General features: G+C 50.3%; 20 protein-coding genes. 12 read left to right on the forward strand and 8 right to left on the reverse strand.

Annotated features, from left to right (window positions below; translation table 11 throughout):
- Position 1: 1 nt before the first annotated feature.
- From ACKI61_RS11580 to ACKI61_RS11600, 5 genes are all read left to right on the forward strand, one after another.
- On the forward strand, positions 2-247 hold the full coding sequence (locus ACKI61_RS11580) for a DUF1653 domain-containing protein (protein ID WP_407457852.1): 246 nt from the start codon (positions 2-4) through the stop codon (positions 245-247).
- Between the two features lie 63 nt (positions 248-310).
- Entirely contained in the window at positions 311-1,783 is a 1,473-nt protein-coding gene (locus ACKI61_RS11585) for an amidophosphoribosyltransferase (RefSeq protein WP_407457853.1), read from the forward strand.
- Between the two features lie 34 nt (positions 1,784-1,817).
- Positions 1,818-2,591, forward strand: a complete 774-nt coding sequence (locus ACKI61_RS11590; protein WP_407457854.1) for a sulfite exporter TauE/SafE family protein — start codon at positions 1,818-1,820, stop codon at positions 2,589-2,591.
- Between the two features lie 236 nt (positions 2,592-2,827).
- Positions 2,828-3,412 (forward strand): type IV toxin-antitoxin system AbiEi family antitoxin domain-containing protein, encoded by a 585-nt coding sequence (locus ACKI61_RS11595; RefSeq protein ID WP_407457855.1) that lies wholly within the window; start codon positions 2,828-2,830, stop codon positions 3,410-3,412.
- Positions 3,409-4,254 carry a nucleotidyl transferase AbiEii/AbiGii toxin family protein gene (locus ACKI61_RS11600; protein WP_407457856.1) on the forward strand — a complete coding sequence of 282 codons (846 nt, stop codon included), beginning with the start codon at positions 3,409-3,411 and terminating at the stop codon, positions 4,252-4,254. The genes ACKI61_RS11595 and ACKI61_RS11600 overlap by 4 nt, the downstream gene beginning before the upstream one ends.
- A 113-nt stretch (positions 4,255-4,367) precedes the next feature.
- Here ACKI61_RS11600 and ACKI61_RS11605 read toward each other — a convergent pair whose 3' ends face one another.
- The 3 genes from ACKI61_RS11605 to nhaA all read right to left on the reverse strand — a co-directional run bounded on the left by ACKI61_RS11605 (position 4,368) and on the right by nhaA (position 7,538).
- On the reverse strand, positions 4,368-5,270 hold the full coding sequence (locus ACKI61_RS11605) for a hypothetical protein (protein ID WP_407457857.1): 903 nt from the start codon (positions 5,268-5,270) through the stop codon (positions 4,368-4,370).
- A 423-nt stretch (positions 5,271-5,693) separates the two neighbouring features.
- Positions 5,694-6,050 (reverse strand): GIY-YIG nuclease family protein, encoded by a 357-nt coding sequence (locus ACKI61_RS11610; protein WP_407457858.1) that lies wholly within the window; start codon positions 6,048-6,050, stop codon positions 5,694-5,696.
- 126 nt (positions 6,051-6,176) lie between these two features.
- Positions 6,177-7,538, reverse strand: a complete 1,362-nt coding sequence (gene nhaA, locus ACKI61_RS11615; protein ID WP_407457859.1) for a Na+/H+ antiporter NhaA — start codon at positions 7,536-7,538, stop codon at positions 6,177-6,179.
- Positions 7,539-7,763: 225 nt separating this feature from the next.
- Between nhaA and ACKI61_RS11620 the strand changes: the two genes are divergently transcribed.
- From ACKI61_RS11620 to ahcY, 4 genes are all read left to right on the forward strand, one after another.
- Entirely contained in the window at positions 7,764-8,654 is an 891-nt protein-coding gene (locus ACKI61_RS11620) for a DUF58 domain-containing protein (protein ID WP_072979715.1), read from the forward strand.
- A gap of 101 nt (positions 8,655-8,755) precedes the next feature.
- Positions 8,756-11,206 carry a SpoIIE family protein phosphatase gene (locus tag ACKI61_RS11625; protein WP_407457860.1) on the forward strand — a complete coding sequence of 817 codons (2,451 nt, stop codon included), beginning with the start codon at positions 8,756-8,758 and terminating at the stop codon, positions 11,204-11,206.
- Positions 11,207-11,237: 31 nt separating this feature from the next.
- Positions 11,238-11,534: an STAS domain-containing protein gene (locus tag ACKI61_RS11630; RefSeq protein WP_407457861.1), complete on the forward strand. Its 297-nt coding sequence runs from the start codon at positions 11,238-11,240 to the stop codon at positions 11,532-11,534.
- Between the two features lie 157 nt (positions 11,535-11,691).
- Positions 11,692-13,152 carry an adenosylhomocysteinase gene (ahcY, locus tag ACKI61_RS11635; protein WP_407457862.1) on the forward strand — a complete coding sequence of 487 codons (1,461 nt, stop codon included), beginning with the start codon at positions 11,692-11,694 and terminating at the stop codon, positions 13,150-13,152.
- A 152-nt stretch (positions 13,153-13,304) separates the two neighbouring features.
- On the opposite strand, the gene ACKI61_RS11640 is transcribed toward ahcY, so the two are convergent.
- The 4 genes from ACKI61_RS11640 to ACKI61_RS11655 all read right to left on the reverse strand — a co-directional run bounded on the left by ACKI61_RS11640 (position 13,305) and on the right by ACKI61_RS11655 (position 16,895).
- A complete protein-coding gene (locus ACKI61_RS11640; RefSeq protein WP_407457863.1) occupies positions 13,305-14,573 on the reverse strand; it encodes a hypothetical protein in 1,269 nt (422 codons plus the stop codon).
- Positions 14,573-15,910 (reverse strand): ATP-binding protein, encoded by a 1,338-nt coding sequence (locus ACKI61_RS11645; RefSeq protein WP_407457864.1) that lies wholly within the window; start codon positions 15,908-15,910, stop codon positions 14,573-14,575. The genes ACKI61_RS11640 and ACKI61_RS11645 overlap by 1 nt, the downstream gene beginning before the upstream one ends.
- 135 nt (positions 15,911-16,045) lie before the next feature.
- The gene (locus ACKI61_RS11650; protein WP_407457865.1) at positions 16,046-16,531 is read right to left on the reverse strand and encodes a hypothetical protein; all 486 of its coding nucleotides are present in this window, start codon (positions 16,529-16,531) and stop codon (positions 16,046-16,048) included.
- A gap of 142 nt (positions 16,532-16,673) precedes the next feature.
- Complete coding sequence (locus ACKI61_RS11655; protein ID WP_407457866.1) at positions 16,674-16,895, reverse strand: hypothetical protein; 222 nt, start codon at positions 16,893-16,895, stop codon at positions 16,674-16,676.
- Positions 16,896-16,960: 65 nt separating this feature from the next.
- On the opposite strand from ACKI61_RS11655, the gene ACKI61_RS11660 reads away from it, so the two are divergent.
- Positions 16,961-18,025, forward strand: coding sequence for a polysaccharide lyase (locus ACKI61_RS11660; RefSeq protein ID WP_407457867.1), 1,065 nt, complete (start codon positions 16,961-16,963; stop codon positions 18,023-18,025).
- A 17-nt stretch (positions 18,026-18,042) separates the two neighbouring features.
- Here ACKI61_RS11660 and ACKI61_RS11665 read toward each other — a convergent pair whose 3' ends face one another.
- The gene (locus ACKI61_RS11665; RefSeq protein ID WP_407457868.1) at positions 18,043-18,675 is read right to left on the reverse strand and encodes a nitroreductase family protein; all 633 of its coding nucleotides are present in this window, start codon (positions 18,673-18,675) and stop codon (positions 18,043-18,045) included.
- Between the two features lie 112 nt (positions 18,676-18,787).
- Here ACKI61_RS11665 and ACKI61_RS11670 point away from each other — a divergent pair, with 112 nt between their 5' ends.
- Both ACKI61_RS11670 and ACKI61_RS11675 read left to right on the forward strand, forming a co-directional pair.
- Entirely contained in the window at positions 18,788-18,973 is a 186-nt protein-coding gene (locus ACKI61_RS11670; protein ID WP_407457869.1) for a hypothetical protein, read from the forward strand.
- Between the two features lie 244 nt (positions 18,974-19,217).
- On the forward strand, positions 19,218-19,769 hold a 552-nt coding region (locus tag ACKI61_RS11675), incomplete at its 3' end, for an AAA family ATPase (protein WP_407457870.1).

Genomic DNA, 19,769 nt, shown 5'->3' on the forward strand with positions numbered 1-19,769 from the left:
CATGTCGAAGGCGATTGAAGGTCACAGGTACCGCCACTACAAGAAGCAGTCTATGGTCTACACCGTGGTGCATGCCGGTGCGCTCGACTGCGAATCGGTAAGGCCGCTGGTTGTCTACCGCAGTGAATACGAAACCCCCGACCATCCGATTGGGACGCTCTGGGTCCGCGACCGCGAAGATTTCGAGAGCAAGGTGACCCTCGCCGATGGTACTGTGGTGGACCGCTTCACCGAAATCGACGGCTGATGCCCTCATCTAAAAATTTCTAACTTTGGCGAAAACAGATCCCTTTTTTGCCAAGGAGTTTTTATGGGCGGCTTTTGCGGCGTTGTTTCGAAAGAAGATTGTGTCAGCGACCTCTTCTTCGGGACCGACTACCATTCACATCTTGGAACTCACCGCGGTGGTATGGCGGTCTTGAACTCTAACGGAAGATTCCACCGTTCGATTCATAACATCCAGAACACTCCTTTCCGCAGCAAGTTCGAACATGACCTTGCCTCTTTCTCGGGCAAGGTAGGCATCGGCGTCATTTCCGATACGGATCCGCAGCCGCTCGTGATGACATCCAAGCTTGGCACCTTCGCCATCGTGACGGTCGGGCTCATCTCCAACATCGAAGATCTGAAGGACGAACTCTTCAAGAACAACTGCATGCAGCTCCAGTATTCGACGACCAGCGGAATGGTCGGCCCAACCGAAGTCGTCTCGGCGCTTATTGCCACCCGCGACTCCGTTGTCGATGGACTCAAGTATGTCCACGAAAAGGTGAAGGGTAGCTGCTCTGTTCTTCTGATGGACAGCGAAGGAAAGTTCTATGCTAGCCGCGACAAGTGGGGTCGCACGCCGATCGTGCTCGGCAAGAAAGAAGGTTCGATGATCGCCGTGCAGGAAAGCTGCGCACTTCACAACCTGGGCTACGACCACGTTCGTGACCTTGGTCCCGGCGAAATTGTCGAGATGACTCCCGATGGAGAAACGACGCTCGTCGCCCCCGGCAAGAAGATGGCCATCTGCTCCTTCCTCTGGGTCTACTACGGTTACCCTGCATCAAGCTACGAAGGCCGCAATGTCGAAATGACCCGCTACCGCTGCGGTTCCGCGCTTGCAAAGCGCACCCCGACCGAAGCCGATGCCGCCTGCGGCATTCCGGATTCCGGCACGTCGCATGCCTTGGGCTATGCCCACGAGGCAGGCATCAAGTTTGCCCGCTCCTTTGTCAAGTACACTCCGACCTGGGCCCGCTCCTTCATGCCGCAAGACCAGAAGCAACGCGAACGCGTGGCTTCCATGAAGCTCATTCCGATTCCGGGTCTTATCAAGGAACGCCGCCTCGTGTTCTGCGACGACTCCATCGTGCGCGGCACTCAGCTCGGCAAGCAGGCCCTGAAGCTTTATTCGCTTGGATGTAAAGAGACGCACATGCGTATCGCGTGCCCGCCGCTCGTTTACCCCTGCAAGTTCATCAACTTCTCCCGTTCCAAGAACGAGTACGATCTCATTACGCGCCGTTATATCCGCGACCAGGAAGGCGAAAACGCCGATATCGAGAAGTACACGAACCCGGACGGCGAAGCCTACAAGGGCATGGTGGAATACATCCGCCAGAAGCTGAACTTGACGACGCTCGCTTTCCAGCGCATCGACGACCTGATCCAGGCTATTGGGCTCCCCGAAGACCAGCTCTGCACCTACTGCTGGAGCGGCAAGGACTACGCCGAGACGGGCGACTGCTACCATTGCCCCTGCCACTGCCAAAAAGACACGTCCGATAAAGAGTAGAAGGCCCCAAGAAGGTTTTCTGGGTTTACTCTAGATGGATTTCGATGCATCGGTGATCGCTCTCTACGGCGCCTACTTTGTGCTGGGTGCCGTGGTGAGCCTTATCAACAGCATTGCCGGCGGAGGCTCCACGTTGAGCCTTCCGTTGATGATATTCCTTGGGCTGCCTGCCACTGTTGCAAATGGCACGAACCGCATCGGGCTTATCATCGGGAACTTCAGCAGCGCACTCAACCTCGCCCGTCACGGCTACCTGAATTTAAAGCTGTTCTTCCAGCTGCTGATTCCCACTTTCCTCGGGGCACTCCTCGGCGCCTGCTTTTTGGTGCGCATCGGAGACAAGCTTTTCCAGGCAATCCTTGCTGTCGTCATCTGCCTTGTGGTCGTGATGAGCAACCTGAACAAGAACATTCTCGGAAAGCCGCCTGAAAATCCTCCCGAAAAATTGACTCTCAAAGGGGCGCTTGGATTTTTCGTCATCGCCCTTTACGGTTGCATCGTGCAGGTAGGCGTGGGTTTTGTACAAATTTTCGGCCTCACGCGCTACACGGGACTTTCGCCGATAGAAATCAATGCGCTCAAGAATGCGCTTACCAACGTTTTTTTGCTAGTGAGCACCATCGCGCTTGGACTTAACGGAAAAATTGACTGGGCGATTGCCGCCCTGATGGCCGGCGGCGCCTGGGTCGGCGGCTATTTCGGCAGTTTCCTGCAGCGCAAGAAAGGCAACAAGTTCATCCAGCGCTTTATCAGCATCTGCAGTATCGGCATGGCCATCGCACTCGTGGTGGACTTGATTGTGAAATAAGCCGATCACTTTGCTAAAAATTTTTCTCGTTAATATCGGTCCCTTTGAGCCCCTAAATCTTCGAAATTCGACCAAAATCGCCATTTTGGGCGCATTTTCGATGTAAAGCGATTGGGCTTGACGGGGGAACTGTGCCGAAGATATATTAAAGGCATGGCAAAATTGTCAAACACAAAAATTTACATCTTATACACTTATTATTGATTTTAAATGTATAAGATGTTATATTTAGGAGTATGGAAATCATGCAGAAAATGCGAAAATTTTCCAATAGGGGGTATTTCTCCCTTAAACAGTGCCTGGAGCACGGTGTTTCTAGGTACGACCTGAAGAATCTGGAGGATTCCGGAAAAATAAAGAAGGTCAACTACGGACTGTACGCATTCGCTAACGTGGTTGAAGACGAATACTACATTCCGCAAGTGTTGAGCGACAAAGTGGTGTATTCCAACGAGACCGCACTTTATTTGACCGGATACAGTGACCTTCTTCCTGAAATTTTTACGGTAACCGTCCCGAAGGGTTACCATTCAAAAAAAATGTGGCAGAACTTCTTGGTGCGTCAGACCCCTGCCGAATTGTTAAACGAAGGCGTTCAAGAAATCCAATCGTTCTACAGCAATCCCCTGAAAGTTTATTGCATCGAACGGACCTTGTGCGAACTGCTCCACAGCCGAAAAGACTTCAACAAGGAAAGATATATTCCCGCCTTGCAAAGGTACATGGCATCAAAGGATCGAAAAATCTGGAAACTGACGGATTACGCTCGAATGTTCAATGTCGAGAATAAAATTCGCCCGTATCTGGAGGTGCTGATTTGAAAACTCGCAACGCGATGCAACTCAAGTCCTTTATCAAGACCCGCGCCATTGAACTGAATCTCCGTCCACAACAAATGTTACATACCTACTATATGGAATGCTTCGTCAACCGCTTAGCACATTCCGATTACGTAGACAATTTCATTCTCAAAGGCGGATACCTGATTTCCAATTTAATCGGTTTTCAGGCAAGGACAACGATGGATGTGGATACGACCGTCAAGAACTTTCCTATCGACGAATCCGCGATGACTGCGGCACTCACGCATGTTTGTCAAGTTCCTGTCGAGGACGATTTCACTTTTGAATTAGACCATCTGGAACGTATTCGCGAAGAAGACGATTACCAAGGCCTCCGTGCATTTTTGAATGTAAGCTATGGTGAAATACGTGGTACGCTGACAATGGATATTACTGCGGGAGACAGCATCTATCCCGGTATCCAGCAAATGTTTTTCAAAAGAAATTTCGGCAATTCGCTCATCAAAGCCTGGTCGTACCCAGTCGAAAACATTCTCGCCGAAAAACTGGAGACAATCATCACAAGGGACGAATTCAACACGCGCCCCCGTGACTACTACGATGTATATATGCTCACGAAACTCGTTGAGTTTGATGTCCCGACCTTAAAGCGCGCCCTGCTTGCGACCGCAGAACATCGCAAGTCCACAGATGTGGTGACAAAGGAATATGCCCAGCGATTGAATATTGTCGAACAGAGCAATAATGTTCGACGACTGTGGAATAGGTATAGTTCAAACTTTAACTATACCAAAGGAATTTCTTTTGAAGCCGTTTTTGAAGCCACCCGCAATTTGCTAGAAAAAGTGATGAAATCATAAACTATTCATGGTCACTATAATTTGCCAAGTCTACCCTAAAAAGGGGACTTTTGGCAGATTATAGATTGTTAGCTATTCTAGCAAATATTCTCTTAAAACTTTTGATTTGACATTCATTCGTCTGCCAAATCATAGACACACAGATATGTAGCGCCATCCAATGGAATAATTTCACCAGATGCATTTATATGATTATAGTAAAAAGAGTAATGCGTACCTGAATAATACTTTGCTCTTGCAAAATAAACGGAATTTTCTCCTATAATTGAAACAATATTGCTTTGAAGAGCAAGAACATCCGAAAAATTAAAGATTCTCCATCCATCATATCTTCTCTTTAATGATGAAATTGTTTTCCAACATCCAGGATATTCCCAAAAATCGGGATCCACGATGGCACCACATTGATGCCAGCAGTAATATGAATCACTGCTCAATGTTGAACTATATATAGCATCGGGAAACGCATAATCATCTTTGTGAAAAGCTGTATATGCAGTTGTATCATAAAACACCCCCTTATAGACTTTTCCTTTCCATTTTTTTGAAACAATGGTATATCCGGCATCAGTTTCAGTAGTATCATACAAAGTAATTGATGTGTCTCTCGGAATTTCATCTATGGAAGTCTCTAGATTGCGATAAATAGAATCAATAATTTGGATCAAGCTAGTGTCATTAACAGCATTGTAGATCGTGTCCGTTTTATAAATATAAACGACAGAATCTTTCGTGGTTACAGAATAGATAGTGTCTTTATCTGCAAGATAAATCGTATCTTTGGAATTTTTATAAATAGTATCTATAGAAGCCTTAATAATCGTATCCTTCGACACCTTACAAACGGTATCTTTAGATGCCTGTATAACGGAATCTGTTATTTCCTGTACAACAGAGTCCTTAAAGATACTGAAGATATTCTGCACATCTTCATCCGTATAACCTTTGATAGTAGTTTCATCGCCGCAGCCAATCATGAAAACTGCCATTGCCAACGCTATAACTATTTTTTTCATTTTCCTCACCTTTCTGCCAACGGCAGTTTGTGAGCAGCGATCTTGTATTGAGCCGAGAAAACAAAAAAGGTATGGTGTCGCTCGGCTCATTGTCTGGAGGCTCTGGTAAACCCGCTATCGATAAGCACGACGGTTATATATCGGCAAAGCCAAAAACCGTGGGCAAAAGCCCAACGACCCACACCCGATCGGTGTGAGCGTTCGTCTTATTCCCCGATAGCAGAGCATATGCTCTCGAAAAATTTACCAGATTTTCCAGACCGGGAACAAGAGTACTACTCTAATTCAATATGTCAAGAGAAATATACATTAATCCAAAGTAGAAAGCAGATTCCGTATCAAGCAAGGAAAGACAAAACGACCTGTTTAAGTTTACTTTCTGTATGAAAATTTCGCAGTTTCGTGATAAAAGTAAACCAAGTATCATTTGGAAGTAGCAGAGTTCTTCTTTTGCACCCGTTTTTCGCGGCGCTTGCGGGCGCGGGATTCTTCAAGGGTTTCGCCGAGGCCTGCGAGCAGTTCCGCAGCTAAGGTTTCGTCACCAGCAGCGAGCAGTTCTTTTTGCGAGCGGGGCAGTTTCTTGATGCGAGCTTCCAGGCGGAGCGCCTCTTCGTGAGAGGCAAGTTCAAATTTTCGCAGAATGCACTCCGGCGGGAACGCCTTGGTGAACTTGGCACCCTTGCCAGATTTATGTTGTTCAAAACGAGCTTCGACATCGACAGCATACCCCGTATAAATGCGGTCTCCCGCACAACGGAGCATATAGACGAAATGAGGCATTTTTAATTATTCATTTTGGATCCCGTCGGTCGTTACACTCCCTCCAGGATGACTTCTGCTAGAGATTGCGTCCACCACGCTTCGCTCGAGGCAGGTTCCGCGATGCTCCTCGCAATGACGATTTGCCTATGGTTTAGTGTCTGTTTCTGACTCGTGATGCGCCTTCGACACGATGCTCATGTAGATGGTGCCGAGGATCGCTGCACAGAAGCTACCCAGCAAGATACCGAGCTTCGCGGAATCCTGACGGTCGCCTACATCGAAGGCGAGGCTTGCCACAAAGAGCGCCATCGTAAATCCGATACCCGCGAGCATGCCGCCGCCCCACAGCACCTTCCAGCTGTAGCTCGGCTTCACCGACACGCCAATCTTCACCGCCAAGAGGCTGAAGAGGAAAATGCCGATCGGCTTGCCGAAGATCAATGCGAACGCCACCGCACCCATCACGGGCACTTCTACGCCGCCGAGTTTGATTTCAACGCCGGCGTTGCTGAGCGCAAACAGCGGCATAATGAAGAAGTTCACCCACGGCACGAGCGGCTTGAACAGGCGTTCCTGCATCGAGATACTTTCGCGGGCGCCGCGCTTCAGCAGCGTAAACACTTCGTACTGTTCGTTGCGGTCGTTCGTTTCGCCCGAAAGCTTGCCACCGACGCTTCCTGCAAAGTGGGCGAGTTTGCCCTTCGCGAGCACGGGCTTTGCCGGCACCGAGAGCCCGAGCAGCACGCCCGCAATGGTCGGGTGCACGCCGCTTTTTACGAAGAAGGCCCACACGGCAATGCCGATCACGCCGTGCAACAGCATGTTGCGGACACCGATGCGGAACAGTACGTTGATCAGCGCAAGCAGCGCAAATCCGGCGCCCAGTGCAAGGAAGTTGATTCCATCGCCGCTTGGGTAACCAATCGCAATCACCAAGATCGCGCCGATGTCGTCGGCAATCGCGAGTGTCAAGATCATCACGCGGAGCGCATGCGGCACCTTCTTTCCAAGAATCGCCATGCAGCCCACCACGAACGCGATATCCGTCGCTGTCGGGATTCCCCAGCCGTGCGCGGCACTGTTTGCCCCGTGCGGGCACAGAGCCAAGTAAATCAGCGCCGGGAAAAGCATGCCGCCCGCCGCTGCAATAATCGGCAGGCTCGCCGCCTTCGGGTTCCTGAGCTCGCCGTAGGTCATCTCGCCCTTGACTTCGAGACCGATATTGAAGAAGAATATCGTCATCATCGCGTCGTTGATGAACCAGTGCAGGTCCGCAGACCCCACCCAGCTACCAATCGTCATCGCGATGGGCAGGTGCCAAAAGTGATGGTAACTTTCAGGAGAAAGGTTCGCCCACAAAAGAGCCGCAATCGTCATGATGATCAGAACGATACCGCCAGTCGTTTCCACCTTCATCAGGCGTTCCACCGGCGTGATGATCTTGCGGATGGATGTTTCCGGGAACAAATCTTCTATCTTGTCGCTGCTTGTAACTTTTGCGGACATAGCTACCTGTTAGTTGGTTGAGTGATTCAGCCTTGCGCCTAACAAAATAATCATTTTTTGTTAAAGTGACTGCCCAAAACCGTACTTTTTCGCGATTTATTCGACAAACCGCCCAACTTTATACATGAATGACCTGGGTGGGGAGGCCACCGTAACGCCCCCGACAGCCCATATAGCCTTTTTTGGGGATTTTTTGTATATTCTTGGTGTAAAAGAGACTTTAAGATGCTAGATAAAGAAGTTTTGAAGACCGTGAGCCGCATCGAACTTTCTGTTCGCGGCACGCTCGACACCGTGATGACCGGCGCTTACCATAGTTCCTTCAAGGGGAACGGCATGGAGTTCAGCGAGGTCCGCGAGTACATGCCGGGCGACGACGTGCGCACCATCGACTGGAACGTGACCGCACGAACGGGCACGCCGTACGTGAAGAAGTTTATCGAAGAGCGCGAGATGACCATGCTTTTGATGGTCGACGCGTCCAGCAGTTCGGAGTTCGGTTCCGGCAAGCAGATGAAGGGAGAAGTCATGGCGACCCTCACGGCGTTGCTTGCCTTTGCCGCCATCAAGAACAACGACAAGGTGGGGCTTTTAATCTACACCGACCAGGTCGAACTGTTTATCCCGCCGGAGAAAGGCCGCAAGCACGTGCTGCGGCTAATTCGCGAAATCCTTTACTTTAAGCCGCAGCACCACGGCACGAATACGCAGGTGGCGCTGGAGTACGCAGGCAAGATTCTGAACCGCCGTGCCGTGGTCGTGGTAATGAGCGACTTCTTGGACGAAGGTTTCGAAAACGCCTTCAAGATTTTGCGCAAGCGCCACGACGTGCTTGCGGTATCGGTGGTGGACCCGCGTGAAATGGAACTGCCGCCTGCAGGCCTCGTAGAACTCGAAGACCCCGAAACCGGGGAGACGCTTCTGATTGATACCGGCGATGCGGCATTCCGCGAGGCGTTCGCCCGCGAGGCAAAGCGCCAGGGCAAGGCGACCAAGGAACTGTTCCAGCGCATGTCGATTGACTTCGTGCGCATCGAGACGCATGACGACTTCAAGGAAACCGTGGCCCCGCTCATCGAGCACTTCAGGCGCAGGGCAAAAAAGAACCGTTCCTGATGCCGACTGCCAAAAAACGGCAAAAACCTGAACTCTTGCGAGCGCCCTCAACAATTGAGGGCGTTTTTACATATATTTACAGAAAAGAAGAGAGGATTTCTATGGGATTCAATTTCCGTGGCTTGGCTTTCAAGCAGTCCATGATGATTCTTGCGGCGATTACGGTCGTCTTCGGCATGATTTTTGGCCTCATGAGCTACAAAACGCAAGAGATGCTGAACCGCATAACGGTCGAAAACGGCGAAGAGTCCAGTCGTGCAAACGTGAACTACATCGACAAGCTGTTCAACGCAGGAAAGCTTGTGGGTGACGACATTGCCGCGACGCTTGGCAAGCGCAAGATGACCAAGGCAGAACTGGACGAGTTCCTGTTCCAGTCGCTCACGAATGCCCGAAACCTGGTGCCCCAGATTGTGGCCGTTGTGCTCGCCTACGAACCGGGAATGGGTCCTGAAACTCCCAAGGGCGAGTTCATGCGTCTTGCACGCTATACCGAAAATGAAATCAAGCTCGTTACCGGGGGGCATTACGACGACAAGGAATGGTATGCCAGCACCAGGGATGGGAGGACGTCCCGCTGGCAGGAACCGTTTATCGGTGAATTCGTCCCGGAGCCGATCGCCGTATACACCGTTCCTATTTTCCAGAAGAACAAGGCCGGCGAAGATGTCCTGGCCGGTGTGCTCGCCATAGATATGTCCATCGAGTTCCTTAAAGACGAAGTCGCTGCGATTCCAGTTTCAAACTCGGGATACGCTCTGATTACAACGACCAAGAACAAGGCTGTGGCTTATCCGAGAAGTATTGCCCAGGGCAAGAGGAACAGTGACATTGTTGTCAAGGAAATCCGTGGAAATAGCGCCGTTGAGTTTGAGCGTAGGGATAGCAGCGGGCTCTTCATCGGTACGGTTGCCGGCGGCGAAGAATCTGCCGTTTACTACACGACGATCCATTCGACCAACTGGACCTTCATGGTCGTGTGGCCCATCCAGAAATATCTCGAGGACCAGAGCTCTGTGCGTAAGCTGTTCCTCGCACTGTCGCTTGGCGGTTACGGTATCATTCTTGTCATCATCCTGTTGATTTCGTTCCGCGTGGCAAAGCCGCTCAAGGATCTTGCCCTTGCTGCCCGCAAGCTTGGACGCGGAAATTTTGACGTGGCGATTCCAAAAATTAAGGGCCGCGACGAAGTGGCCGAATTCGCGTGGGCGTTCTCGAACATGCTCACCGAACTCAAGGACAACGTCGAGAAGCAGAAGGACATGAAGCGCATCGAGCGCGAACTCGACCTCGCCCGAAACATTCAGCTTTCGATGCTGCCCGGCGAAGAGCGTGACGAAAATTCCGATGACGACCGCCACGAACTCGCTCCGTTCCTATTACCAGCCAAGGAAGTGGGTGGAGATTTCTACGACTTCTTCAAGATCGACAACGATCATCTGTGCGTCGTCGTTGGTGATGTGTCTGGCAAGGGTGTTGCCGCGGCACTCTTCATGATGGTTGCACGAATTATCCTCCGCACCATGACCAAGAACCTGAAATCGGTTGGCGATGCGTTCAACAAGACGAACTATGCACTTGCAAAGCGAAATCGCCTGAACATGTTTGTGACCGTGTGGGCGGGCATTATCGACCTGCGCACGGGACATATCGACTTTGCCTCGGCCGGACACAACCCGCCTGTCGTGCGGCACAGAGACGGTACTGCCGAATTTATCCCGAGCAAGTCGGACATTGTCATGGCCGCCATGGAAAATACGATTTACAAGCAGCAGACTTATGATCTCAAGCCGGGCGACATGCTATTCCTTTACACCGACGGTGTGACCGAAGCGACCAACTACAACAATGAACTGTTCGGCGACAACAGGTTGCTTGAAACCATAAGGAAAGGTGGTGAACTGTCTTCCGCAGAAACCTGTGCCTTGGTCAAGAAGGAAATCGACCACTTTGTGCAGGATGTTCCGCAATTCGACGACATTACCATGCTTGCCGTCAAGTTCAACGGAATCGACGAACCTGTGTGGGAACGCTATGAAAAGACTATCGATGTTTCCAACAACGGCAAGAGTGGAGAGCTCAAGTCGTTTGTCGAGGACATCCTTACACCAATGGATGGAGCAAAGAAAATGCAAATGAAAGACGCTTGGGAGCGTTATGAAAAGATTGTAGATGTCATTCCGGAAAACCAGGACATCTTGACTGCGTTTGTCGAAGGAATTCTCGCCCCGATGGAAGGCTCGATGAAGTCGCAAATGCAGATCAATATCGCCATTGACGAAATCTATAGCAACATCGTCAAGTTCTCGGGTGCGACCGAGGTGACCCTGATTGTGGAAATTCGCAAGGCGACGATGATGGCAAGACTCACCTTTATCGACAACGGAAAGCCCTACGATCCGATTCGTCAGGCTGACCCCGACATCTCGCTCCCGATTGAAGAACGTGAAATTGGTGGCCTTGGCATATTCATTGTCAAAAAGACGATGGATAGCGTGAGCTACCGCAGAAACGGTGACAAGAACGAACTTGCCATTACCAAGACTCTGTAAAATTTTTAAATTGTAAGAAGAGGAAAAACCTATGCAGATTACAAAGACGAACGAGAACAATGTATTGACGATCGCTCTCGAAGGGCGCCTGGACACGTTGACCGCTCCGCAGCTGGATGCCGAAATCCAGGGCAAGCTCGATGGAGTCAAGTCGCTGGCTTTCGACTTCAAGAAGCTCGACTACATTTCTTCTGCTGGACTCCGTATCTTGCTCATGGCCCAGAAGGTGATGAATAAGCAGGGTACCATGGTCGTGAAGAACGCAAGTTCTGCCATCAAGGAAATCTTCGAAGTCACCGGCTTTTGCGATATTCTGACTATTGAATAGTCGGCCTATTTAATAGGATCGGTGCCCGCAGGATTTTACCCCCGACCCTGGTCGGGGATTTTTTTGTTACCGTGCCGTTGACATGTTTTATGCATATAACTATATTTATGCATAAATAGAACCGTAGGGTGCAAAACCCGCGCCAAAAGGAAACATTATGGAATACAAAATTAAGGATATCAACCTTGCAGTGGAAGGCCGCAAGGAACTCGACCTCGCCGAAACCGAAATGCCGGGCCTCATGGCGCTGCGCAAGGAATATGCAGGCAAGAAGCCGCTCGCTGGCGCCCGCATCATGGGTAGCCTCCACATGACCGTGCAGACCGCTATTTTGATTGAAACGCTGGTGGACCTCGGTGCCGACGTGCGCTGGGTCAGCTGCAACATCTTCAGCACGCAGGACAACGCCCCCGCCGCCGTCGTGGTGGGCAAGAAGGGCACCGTGCAAAATCCGCAGGGCGTGCCCGTGTTCGCCTGGAAGGGCGAAACCCTCGAAGAATACTGGGAAAACACCGCCCGCGCCCTCGTGTGGCCCGACGGCAAGACCGCAGACCTCATCGTGGATGACGGCGGCGACGCCACCATGCTCGTGACCTGCGGCGCCGAATTCGAAGACGCGGGCTCGGTGCCCGAATTCAACCCCGCTACCGACAGCGAAGAATGGGGCGTGTTCCTCGCCACGTGCCGTAAGATTTTCGAGAAGGATCCGAAGCAATGGACCCGCGCCCGCGAAACTCTCCGCGGCGTTTCCGAAGAAACCACTACCGGCGTGCATCGCCTCTACCAGATGGCACAGGCTGGCCGTCTCAAGTTCCCGGCAACCAACGTGAACGATTCCGTCACGAAGTCCAAGTTCGACAACCTCTACGGCTGCCGCCACTCCCTCATCGACGGCATCAACCGCGCCACCGACGTGATGATGGCCGGTAAGATTGCTGTGGTTTGTGGCTACGGCGACGTGGGTAAGGGCTGCGCACAGTCCCTCCGCGGTCAGGGCGCCCGCGTGATCATCACCGAAATCGACCCGATTTGCGCCCTGCAGGCTGCCATGGAAGGCTACGAAGTCAAGACCCTCGACGAAGTGGTTAGCTACGCCGACATCTTCGTGACCACCACCGGTAACACCGGCATCATCAGCGCCGCTCAGATGAGCAAGATGAAGCACCGCGCCATCGTGGGTAACATCGGCCATTTCGACAACGAAATCGACATGGCTGGTTTGAAGAAGATTCCGGGCATCAAGCGTAACGAAATCAAGCCGCAGTACGACGAATGGATTTTCGCCGACGGTCACAGCATCCTTATCCTTGCTGAAGGCCGCTTGCTGAACCTCGGCTGCGCCACCGGACACCCGAGCTTCGTGATGAGTGCAAGCTTCACGAACCAGACCATCGCGCAGATCGACCTCTGGCTCAACGCACAAGGGAAGGCTACTGTCGCCGGCATCAAGTACGAAAGCGGCGTCGTCTATACACTCCCGAAGATCCTCGACGAAAAGGTCGCACGCCTGCACCTCGAAAAGCTCGGCGTCCACCTCACGACCCTCACCAAGGCCCAGGCCGACTACATCGGCGTGCCCGTGGAAGGCCCGTACAAGGCGGATCATTACAGGTACTAATGAGGTCGCGCTTCGCGCTTTGGGGTCGCTGCGCTCTGAGGCGTGAGCACGGCACTTCGTGCTTTTGAACAGTCATCCTGAGCGACCATAGGTCGCGAAGGATCTAAAAATCTCCCCGTGCAAAATAAAATGCGCGGGGATTTTTTTAATCCCTATAATATCAGATCTCGTTTCTTTTCAACAATCTGCCAAATTCCATCATTCTTGACTAGGCGAATAGAAAATCTTGCACTGCCTTCCCATACATACACTACGGCAATGTTGAAAACGTTGTTATAAACCACTTTTGAAATTATCGGGTACGACGAATAATCAAATGCATACGCATCATGTTGTATTTCTACAGAAATCGCTGGCTCAAAAAATTTAATTCTCGACATAGCCTCTTCAAAACCGGGCACAGTATAAACATCAACAAGACGAAGTCCCTCATCACGCTCCTTTACACCCATAAAGGTATTCAGCAATTCATGATATTCTTCCGTCAGAACAAGAACTTCTTGACCTGAAGATGCTGCACTAGGACAAGCCGATTGCAATTTTTTCCATTCATACTGGTCTTCTTTTAGCACATCGACATTTTTCAAGCTTTCCAGGCTAGAGTCCGGCGCAACACGATAAGAGATCCAATTGTACAAGACAAAATACATTGGCCTATGTTTATTGTTTCTCCAAATATCGTTTTTCAAAACAGTCTCATAAATGGAGCGGATATCGGCAACCAACGAATCATCTGAATTTACCGCACCGCAAATCGAATCAGAAACGCCCTTCCATCCAGTAAAAAATTCATCCCTATTTTTTTCCATTGAATCCGTAAGCGACGAATCCTTCGTTTTTACAATCTGTCTATACATTTCAAAAGATTCTACTAAGGGTTTGCCCACAGAATCATTCCTCAACACATCAAGACGCCTTGACGCATATTCGCGTTCTTCTACAAGATTCCGTACATCATAATCCTTGCTTATATCGTTTTTAAGGTTTGCTTCAACACTATGGTAGTCGATAGGGGCGCCAAACATTTTCTCAAACAAATTCCTTATTTTTTTAGCACTCAATTTTGAAAAAGGGGCATAGGTAAAGCGACTTACAATTTCTCGTTTTTTGTAATCCACAAGAGTTACTCTTATGGATTCGTCACGATAATCACTTCCTGTTATAGATACTACTAAATAATCCAAAGTCGAATCAAGAGGTTCAAACTGAACCACTTCAAAACCTTTAGCGGCAAGAACTTTTTCAAAGTTCTCTTTTGCAGACTTGTATTCTGGTAATTCATCATACCTAAAAACAACCGCCACCTTGGATTGACTTGGATTATGAATATCCTTATAACGCCGCACCTCTGTTAAAGAGCAACCAAACAGAATGAATGCAGATATTATAATTCCAAGGATTTTCTTTGTACTTGTAGCCATCAAACCTCTGTCAACAAAAATCCCATGTACATGGGCAATGTGAGCGTTTCACCGTTGCGACCGACATTGTAGTCGCCCAGTTTCAGGGCTTGTTCCACATGGTATTTTTCTTTGTTCTTGAGCACGGTCCGCATGGATTTGGCATTCCCGTTTCGAGCCTTGCATTCTACCGGTGTACATTTGCCGCGGTAGCGCATGACAAAATCAAGTTCGACTCCGCTGTCCTTATGATAGTAATAAAGCTTGCGTCCCATCTTGCCAAAAATGTCGGCAACCAGGTTTTCAAAAATGGCTCCCTTGTAACCAAGCAAGTCGCCGCTCAGAATGCTCGACTGCGTTCCATCTTCGAGCATAGAAATCAGCAGCCCGATATCAGCCATATAAACCTTGAACTCGCTTGGAATCTTGCTGCCGTCTAAAGGCAGTTCTGTCTTTTCAATATTATAGCAACGCCGGATGATTCCCGCGTCCTCGATCCATTGCAGGCTTCCGGCATAATCACGCCCACGACCGCCCTTCTTTACAACGCTATACGAAAATTTTTTGTATTCACGCGCAAGTTGCGAGGGAATAGATTCAAAGCATTCACGAATACGCGCCTTGTCCTCTTTCGCGGCGTACTTGACCATGTCGGCCTTGTATTCGTCAACAATCCGCTTTTGTATGGCAAGCGCCTTGCCAACTAGCCCGCTTTCTAAAAATGTTGTCACCACTTCCGGCATGCCGCCGACAATCACATACTGGTTGAGCAGTTCCCTGAATCGGTCGTGAATCGCTGCATCAACAGGCGTTTCACTTTGCAAACATTCCTTGAGGTAATCGAAATGCATCGGCTTGATTCCGTTAGCCCAGAGCCATTCCTCAAAATCCATCGGGAACATTTCGACAATGTGTTCGAAACCCACCGGGATAGATGACTCCTGTTCACCCCCCTTCTCGTCTTTTGTCTTGTAGCCATGCACTCCAAGTAGCGAGCCCGTACACATCACCTCGTATTGACCATCCAGAAAAAAATACTTGAGGGAACTGCGGGCCAGCGGGCAATCCTGAATTTCGTCAAACACCAAGCACGTTTCATGGGGCACGATTTCTGCCGCAGGGAGCGCTGCGGAAATGCGCATGATGATAGACGCTACGGAAACATTGGGTTCGAAGAATTTCTTGTAATCCGGGTGCTCCCGAAAATCCAGGTACACCACGTGCTTGAAATGACTTTCCGCAAAAGCCCTAACGCTGCTGGTTTTGCCACACTGGCGAACCCCTTTTACCACAAGGGGCTTGTGTTTCGGTTCGTCCAGCCAGTTTTCCAGAATTTGGTCGATTTTTCTCTTAAACACGTTTTCCTACCCAGTTTTTTTATAAATATACACATTTTCCTGCCCAATTTTCAAGAAAATTGCACATTTTTACAAAAAACTATTTACTGAGTGTTTTTGCGGCATTTTATCAGGCGTTTTGCCCCCCCCCACTTCTCAAAAGCATTCCACCCACTTGCCGCGGGCGACGGCGCGGGCGTGAATGGGCCCGAGCATCCGGCTGCCTTCCAGCGCCCAGAACACGAGGTAGCTCGACGCGAGATCGACCATGTGCATGCAGTACCTTGCGGTCGCGAGGTTGTGCCTTTCGCGGTTGAAGCACGACACCATTAGCAGGCGCCCGCTCTTCACGGCCTTCTTGCAGAAATCGGGCAGGGTATCCGGCAACTTGCAGCCCATGAACCACACGGCAGAGCCACCGTACTTCAACACGTAATAAAGAATTTCGCATTCCGACTGAGAATGGAATGTGCCGGCAATGCACTTGCGCTGCCGCCCCTTCGATATCGCCCACTGTTTCCTGATAATGCTCTCCGCATTATCCAACTGCCGCGACGCATAAACGCCGATGCGCGCATGCGGTTTCTGCAGCAGTTCCACATTACCTATCGTCTTCATTCCGACCATTTCAAATTCCTTCATCTGTACTCCTATTCGGGTTTATTTTTACCGCATAAAAAAAAGACCGCTTTCGCACATAATGCGAATTAACGATCTAAAAAACACGGGCTAGTACTTAACCAGCTATCTCAAATATACAAAAAATGAACTTAACGAACCAACATTATCGGTTCCAGCCGGAATGACCTTCGCCGTAATAGAGGGCGGCATCTTCGGGGCCAAAGTCGTCGGCTACGGAATCGCGCGGAGAAAGCCACCCGCGCATTTTCTTGATGCGGGTCTTGCGAGCCTCGGCAGCGGCTTTGTCTGCGGTTTTTGCTGCCACATCTGCAGATTTCTGCTCTTGCGAAACAGAATCCTGCTTTTTGTTTAGTAAATCGCTCATGACATAAAGATACATTTTTCTAGAAAATAATGTATTTTAAAATCAAGCGCAATAAAGGAGGCTGTATGAAATTCTTGAATATTCCCGCACTAGTTTGTGCTGCGGCATTCATGCCGACTGTGTTTATACAGGGCGCTTTCGCACAAACGGCATCCGACACCGTCTCGTTCGTGAACTTCGAGAACCGCGAAGTCGGCGTGTACGGCAATGCGGAGGCCAAGGAAGACTTCAAGCGCAACGACTACGACAAAAGTTGGTGGTACGCCATGGACAAGAACAATGGCGAAAACTCCAAGATCGTTTACGACGGCGAGGAACATGGCAACGTACTGCAGCTCAAATACCCCAAGGGCTGCGTAGGCCCGAACGACAACGACACGCCCGCCTGCGCCGCGCAAATCATCCAGCCGCTCGTGAAAACCGCCGACACCATGTGGAGCGCCTACGACATATTTTTTGAAGACGGATTCGAATTCCAGCTCGGCGGCAAACTCCCCGGCCTATGCGGCGGCAAGTGCTACACCGGCAACGCCATGCCCGAAACCGGCGACGGCTGGAGCGCACGCATCATGTGGCGCAAAGACGGCAACGCCGTGCAGCTCATCTACTTTATGGGGCAAGAGTCCGTATATGGTGACGACTTCAAGTGGGACTTGAACGGCACCATCCCGCAAAAACAGTTCACCACCGGCACCTGGCACCGTATTGTAAATAAAGTAAGTATGAACACCATCGCCTCTCCCGGCAACGGCGACAAGAACGGCCGCGTGCAAGCGTGGATTGACGGCGAACTCGCGCTGGATGTGGATACGCTCAGGCTCCGCGACTACGACACCGTGAAAGTCGACAAGTTCTACCTCTCCACGTTCCACGGCGGAAGCAGTGCCGAATGGGCCCCCACCCACGACTGCTTTATCCGCTACGACAACTTCACCGTATCTACCGACTCCATCGCGGTAAAGGCGGGCGCACCGGACACAACCGCCCCGGGCTCCGACCGCATTGGGGCGCAACGGCAGAACCGCGCGGATGCGGCCCCCACGGGAATGACGCCGACCAAAGCATACCGCATTGACGGCAGCCAAGTCGGCAGAAAAAAAGCGAATTACGAAGTGAAAGTCGGAAGATAGGTTACAATGATTTTTGATTACTTCGCGTAGCCCACGGGGTTGTTCAGCAAGGGCACCTGCGAGTCAGAAAGCTTGAGAAGCTTCTTGATGGCGGGAACATCCATGGTCATGCGCGGACGGGTCACCAGGCCCATGCCGGCACAGAACAAATTAATATTCTCGCTCACGATTCCCGCGTCGGTCCCCATCGTCACCTTCGCACGGGCGTCGCTGCTGCCGAACTTGGTCTCGTCTGCAACGATGAGGATGCTGACCGGGGCCGCCTTCGCCCAATCCTGACGGTCGGCAACGAGCCCCCTATGGTCACCCTTCGCCACCTGCTTCAGGGCGTTTTCCTTGTTCAGGTATTCCGAGACGCCCTTGCTCGTGAACACGAACACGCGGATTTCCTGGAAGTTGCGGGCAGTCGGTGAAGTGAGCTTGCCATCGGCAGGGCGGTTCACACCGATAGCCGCGAAGAGCAAGTTCGAAAGATCCTGGTCACTGAGCATCTTGTCGCTGAACTCCGTGCCGGAAGCCCTGCTCCAGAGCGCCTCCATCACAGGCTTGCCACCGGTCTTTGCCGGGGCGGGAAGCTTTTGGAGCTGGGCCATGGCGAGCGTGCTGCAGATGAGCGTTGCCATAAGCGTGAGTGCAAAACGATTTTTCATGGGAGACTCCTTGAGATGGGTGGTAGAAAGAAAAGTAGAATAAATTTCACAAGGCAAGCCATCCCTAACGCAAAAAGTATATATTAGAATCTAGCTGTCAAGGAGACACGCAATGACTCAAAAACTCTGGAACAAATGCAAAAAGTGCGGCTGCGACAAGCCCGAAGACACCGAGAAACTTTGCGAGCAGTGCAAGGCAAAGCGGAAGCAATTCTGGAGCGACCTCAAGAAGGTCTGCGGCGTTGCTGCGGGAGCACTCTTGGTGGTGTTTGCTGGCGGGAAGATGAGGAAGAAATAGAGAAAAGTCCAAATTATTCCGCGTTTTCTATACATTTTGTATTGATTTTTTGATAAATTTCACAAATTTACGGCAGTAAACGAATGACGACACCCCTATCCGGAACCCCAATCAGACTGTCAAAAAATGAAAATATTATTGAATTTTAATACATTTTGTATTGTTTTTTAATAATATTTTCATAAAAATTATCTTTTTTCAGTACAATTTGCTATTTTTTGTACAGTAACGGGGAAGAAACGCTATGTCAATCATACAGATACAGTCCATTACGCTAAACAACTTCAAAAACGTGGTCCACGGTTCCGTTGAATTCAAGAACCACGTTCTGGGCGTTTATGGTCAAAATGGTTCCGGCAAAACGGCAATTATCAATGCTCTTGAATTTTTGCAATGTCTCGCCAGAGGGGACTCCCTGAACCCGAAAGCGGCTCACTATATCTTTCGTGGGCAAAAGTCCTCCGAATGCACGTTCCTGTTCAATGTTTTTGAAAATGATGAAATAGTCAAAACACTAAGCTACACCTTTTCTGTAGAATTAAACCAAGAGAGTGGCTTGCAGGTTGTTGCCGAGCAGCTAGTTGAAAAGGTTCCTGAAAAAAAACAAACGACACTTGTCAAGTACGAAAAAAACAATGAGTCGCAGTGGCTAACTCCGGCAGCCGACTGGAAAACGATTATCTCCAATAAGGATTACGCCATCAAGCTCGGCGTTCTTCGTGAAATTGCCGGCAAGGAAAGGCGCTCTTTTATTTTCTCGAATGACTTTTCGAAAATTGTCCGCGAGTCACAGCTT

It is taken from the genome of Fibrobacter sp. (assembly GCF_045601785.1).
In the GTDB taxonomy this organism is placed as follows: Bacteria; Fibrobacterota; Fibrobacteria; order Fibrobacterales; family Fibrobacteraceae; genus Fibrobacter.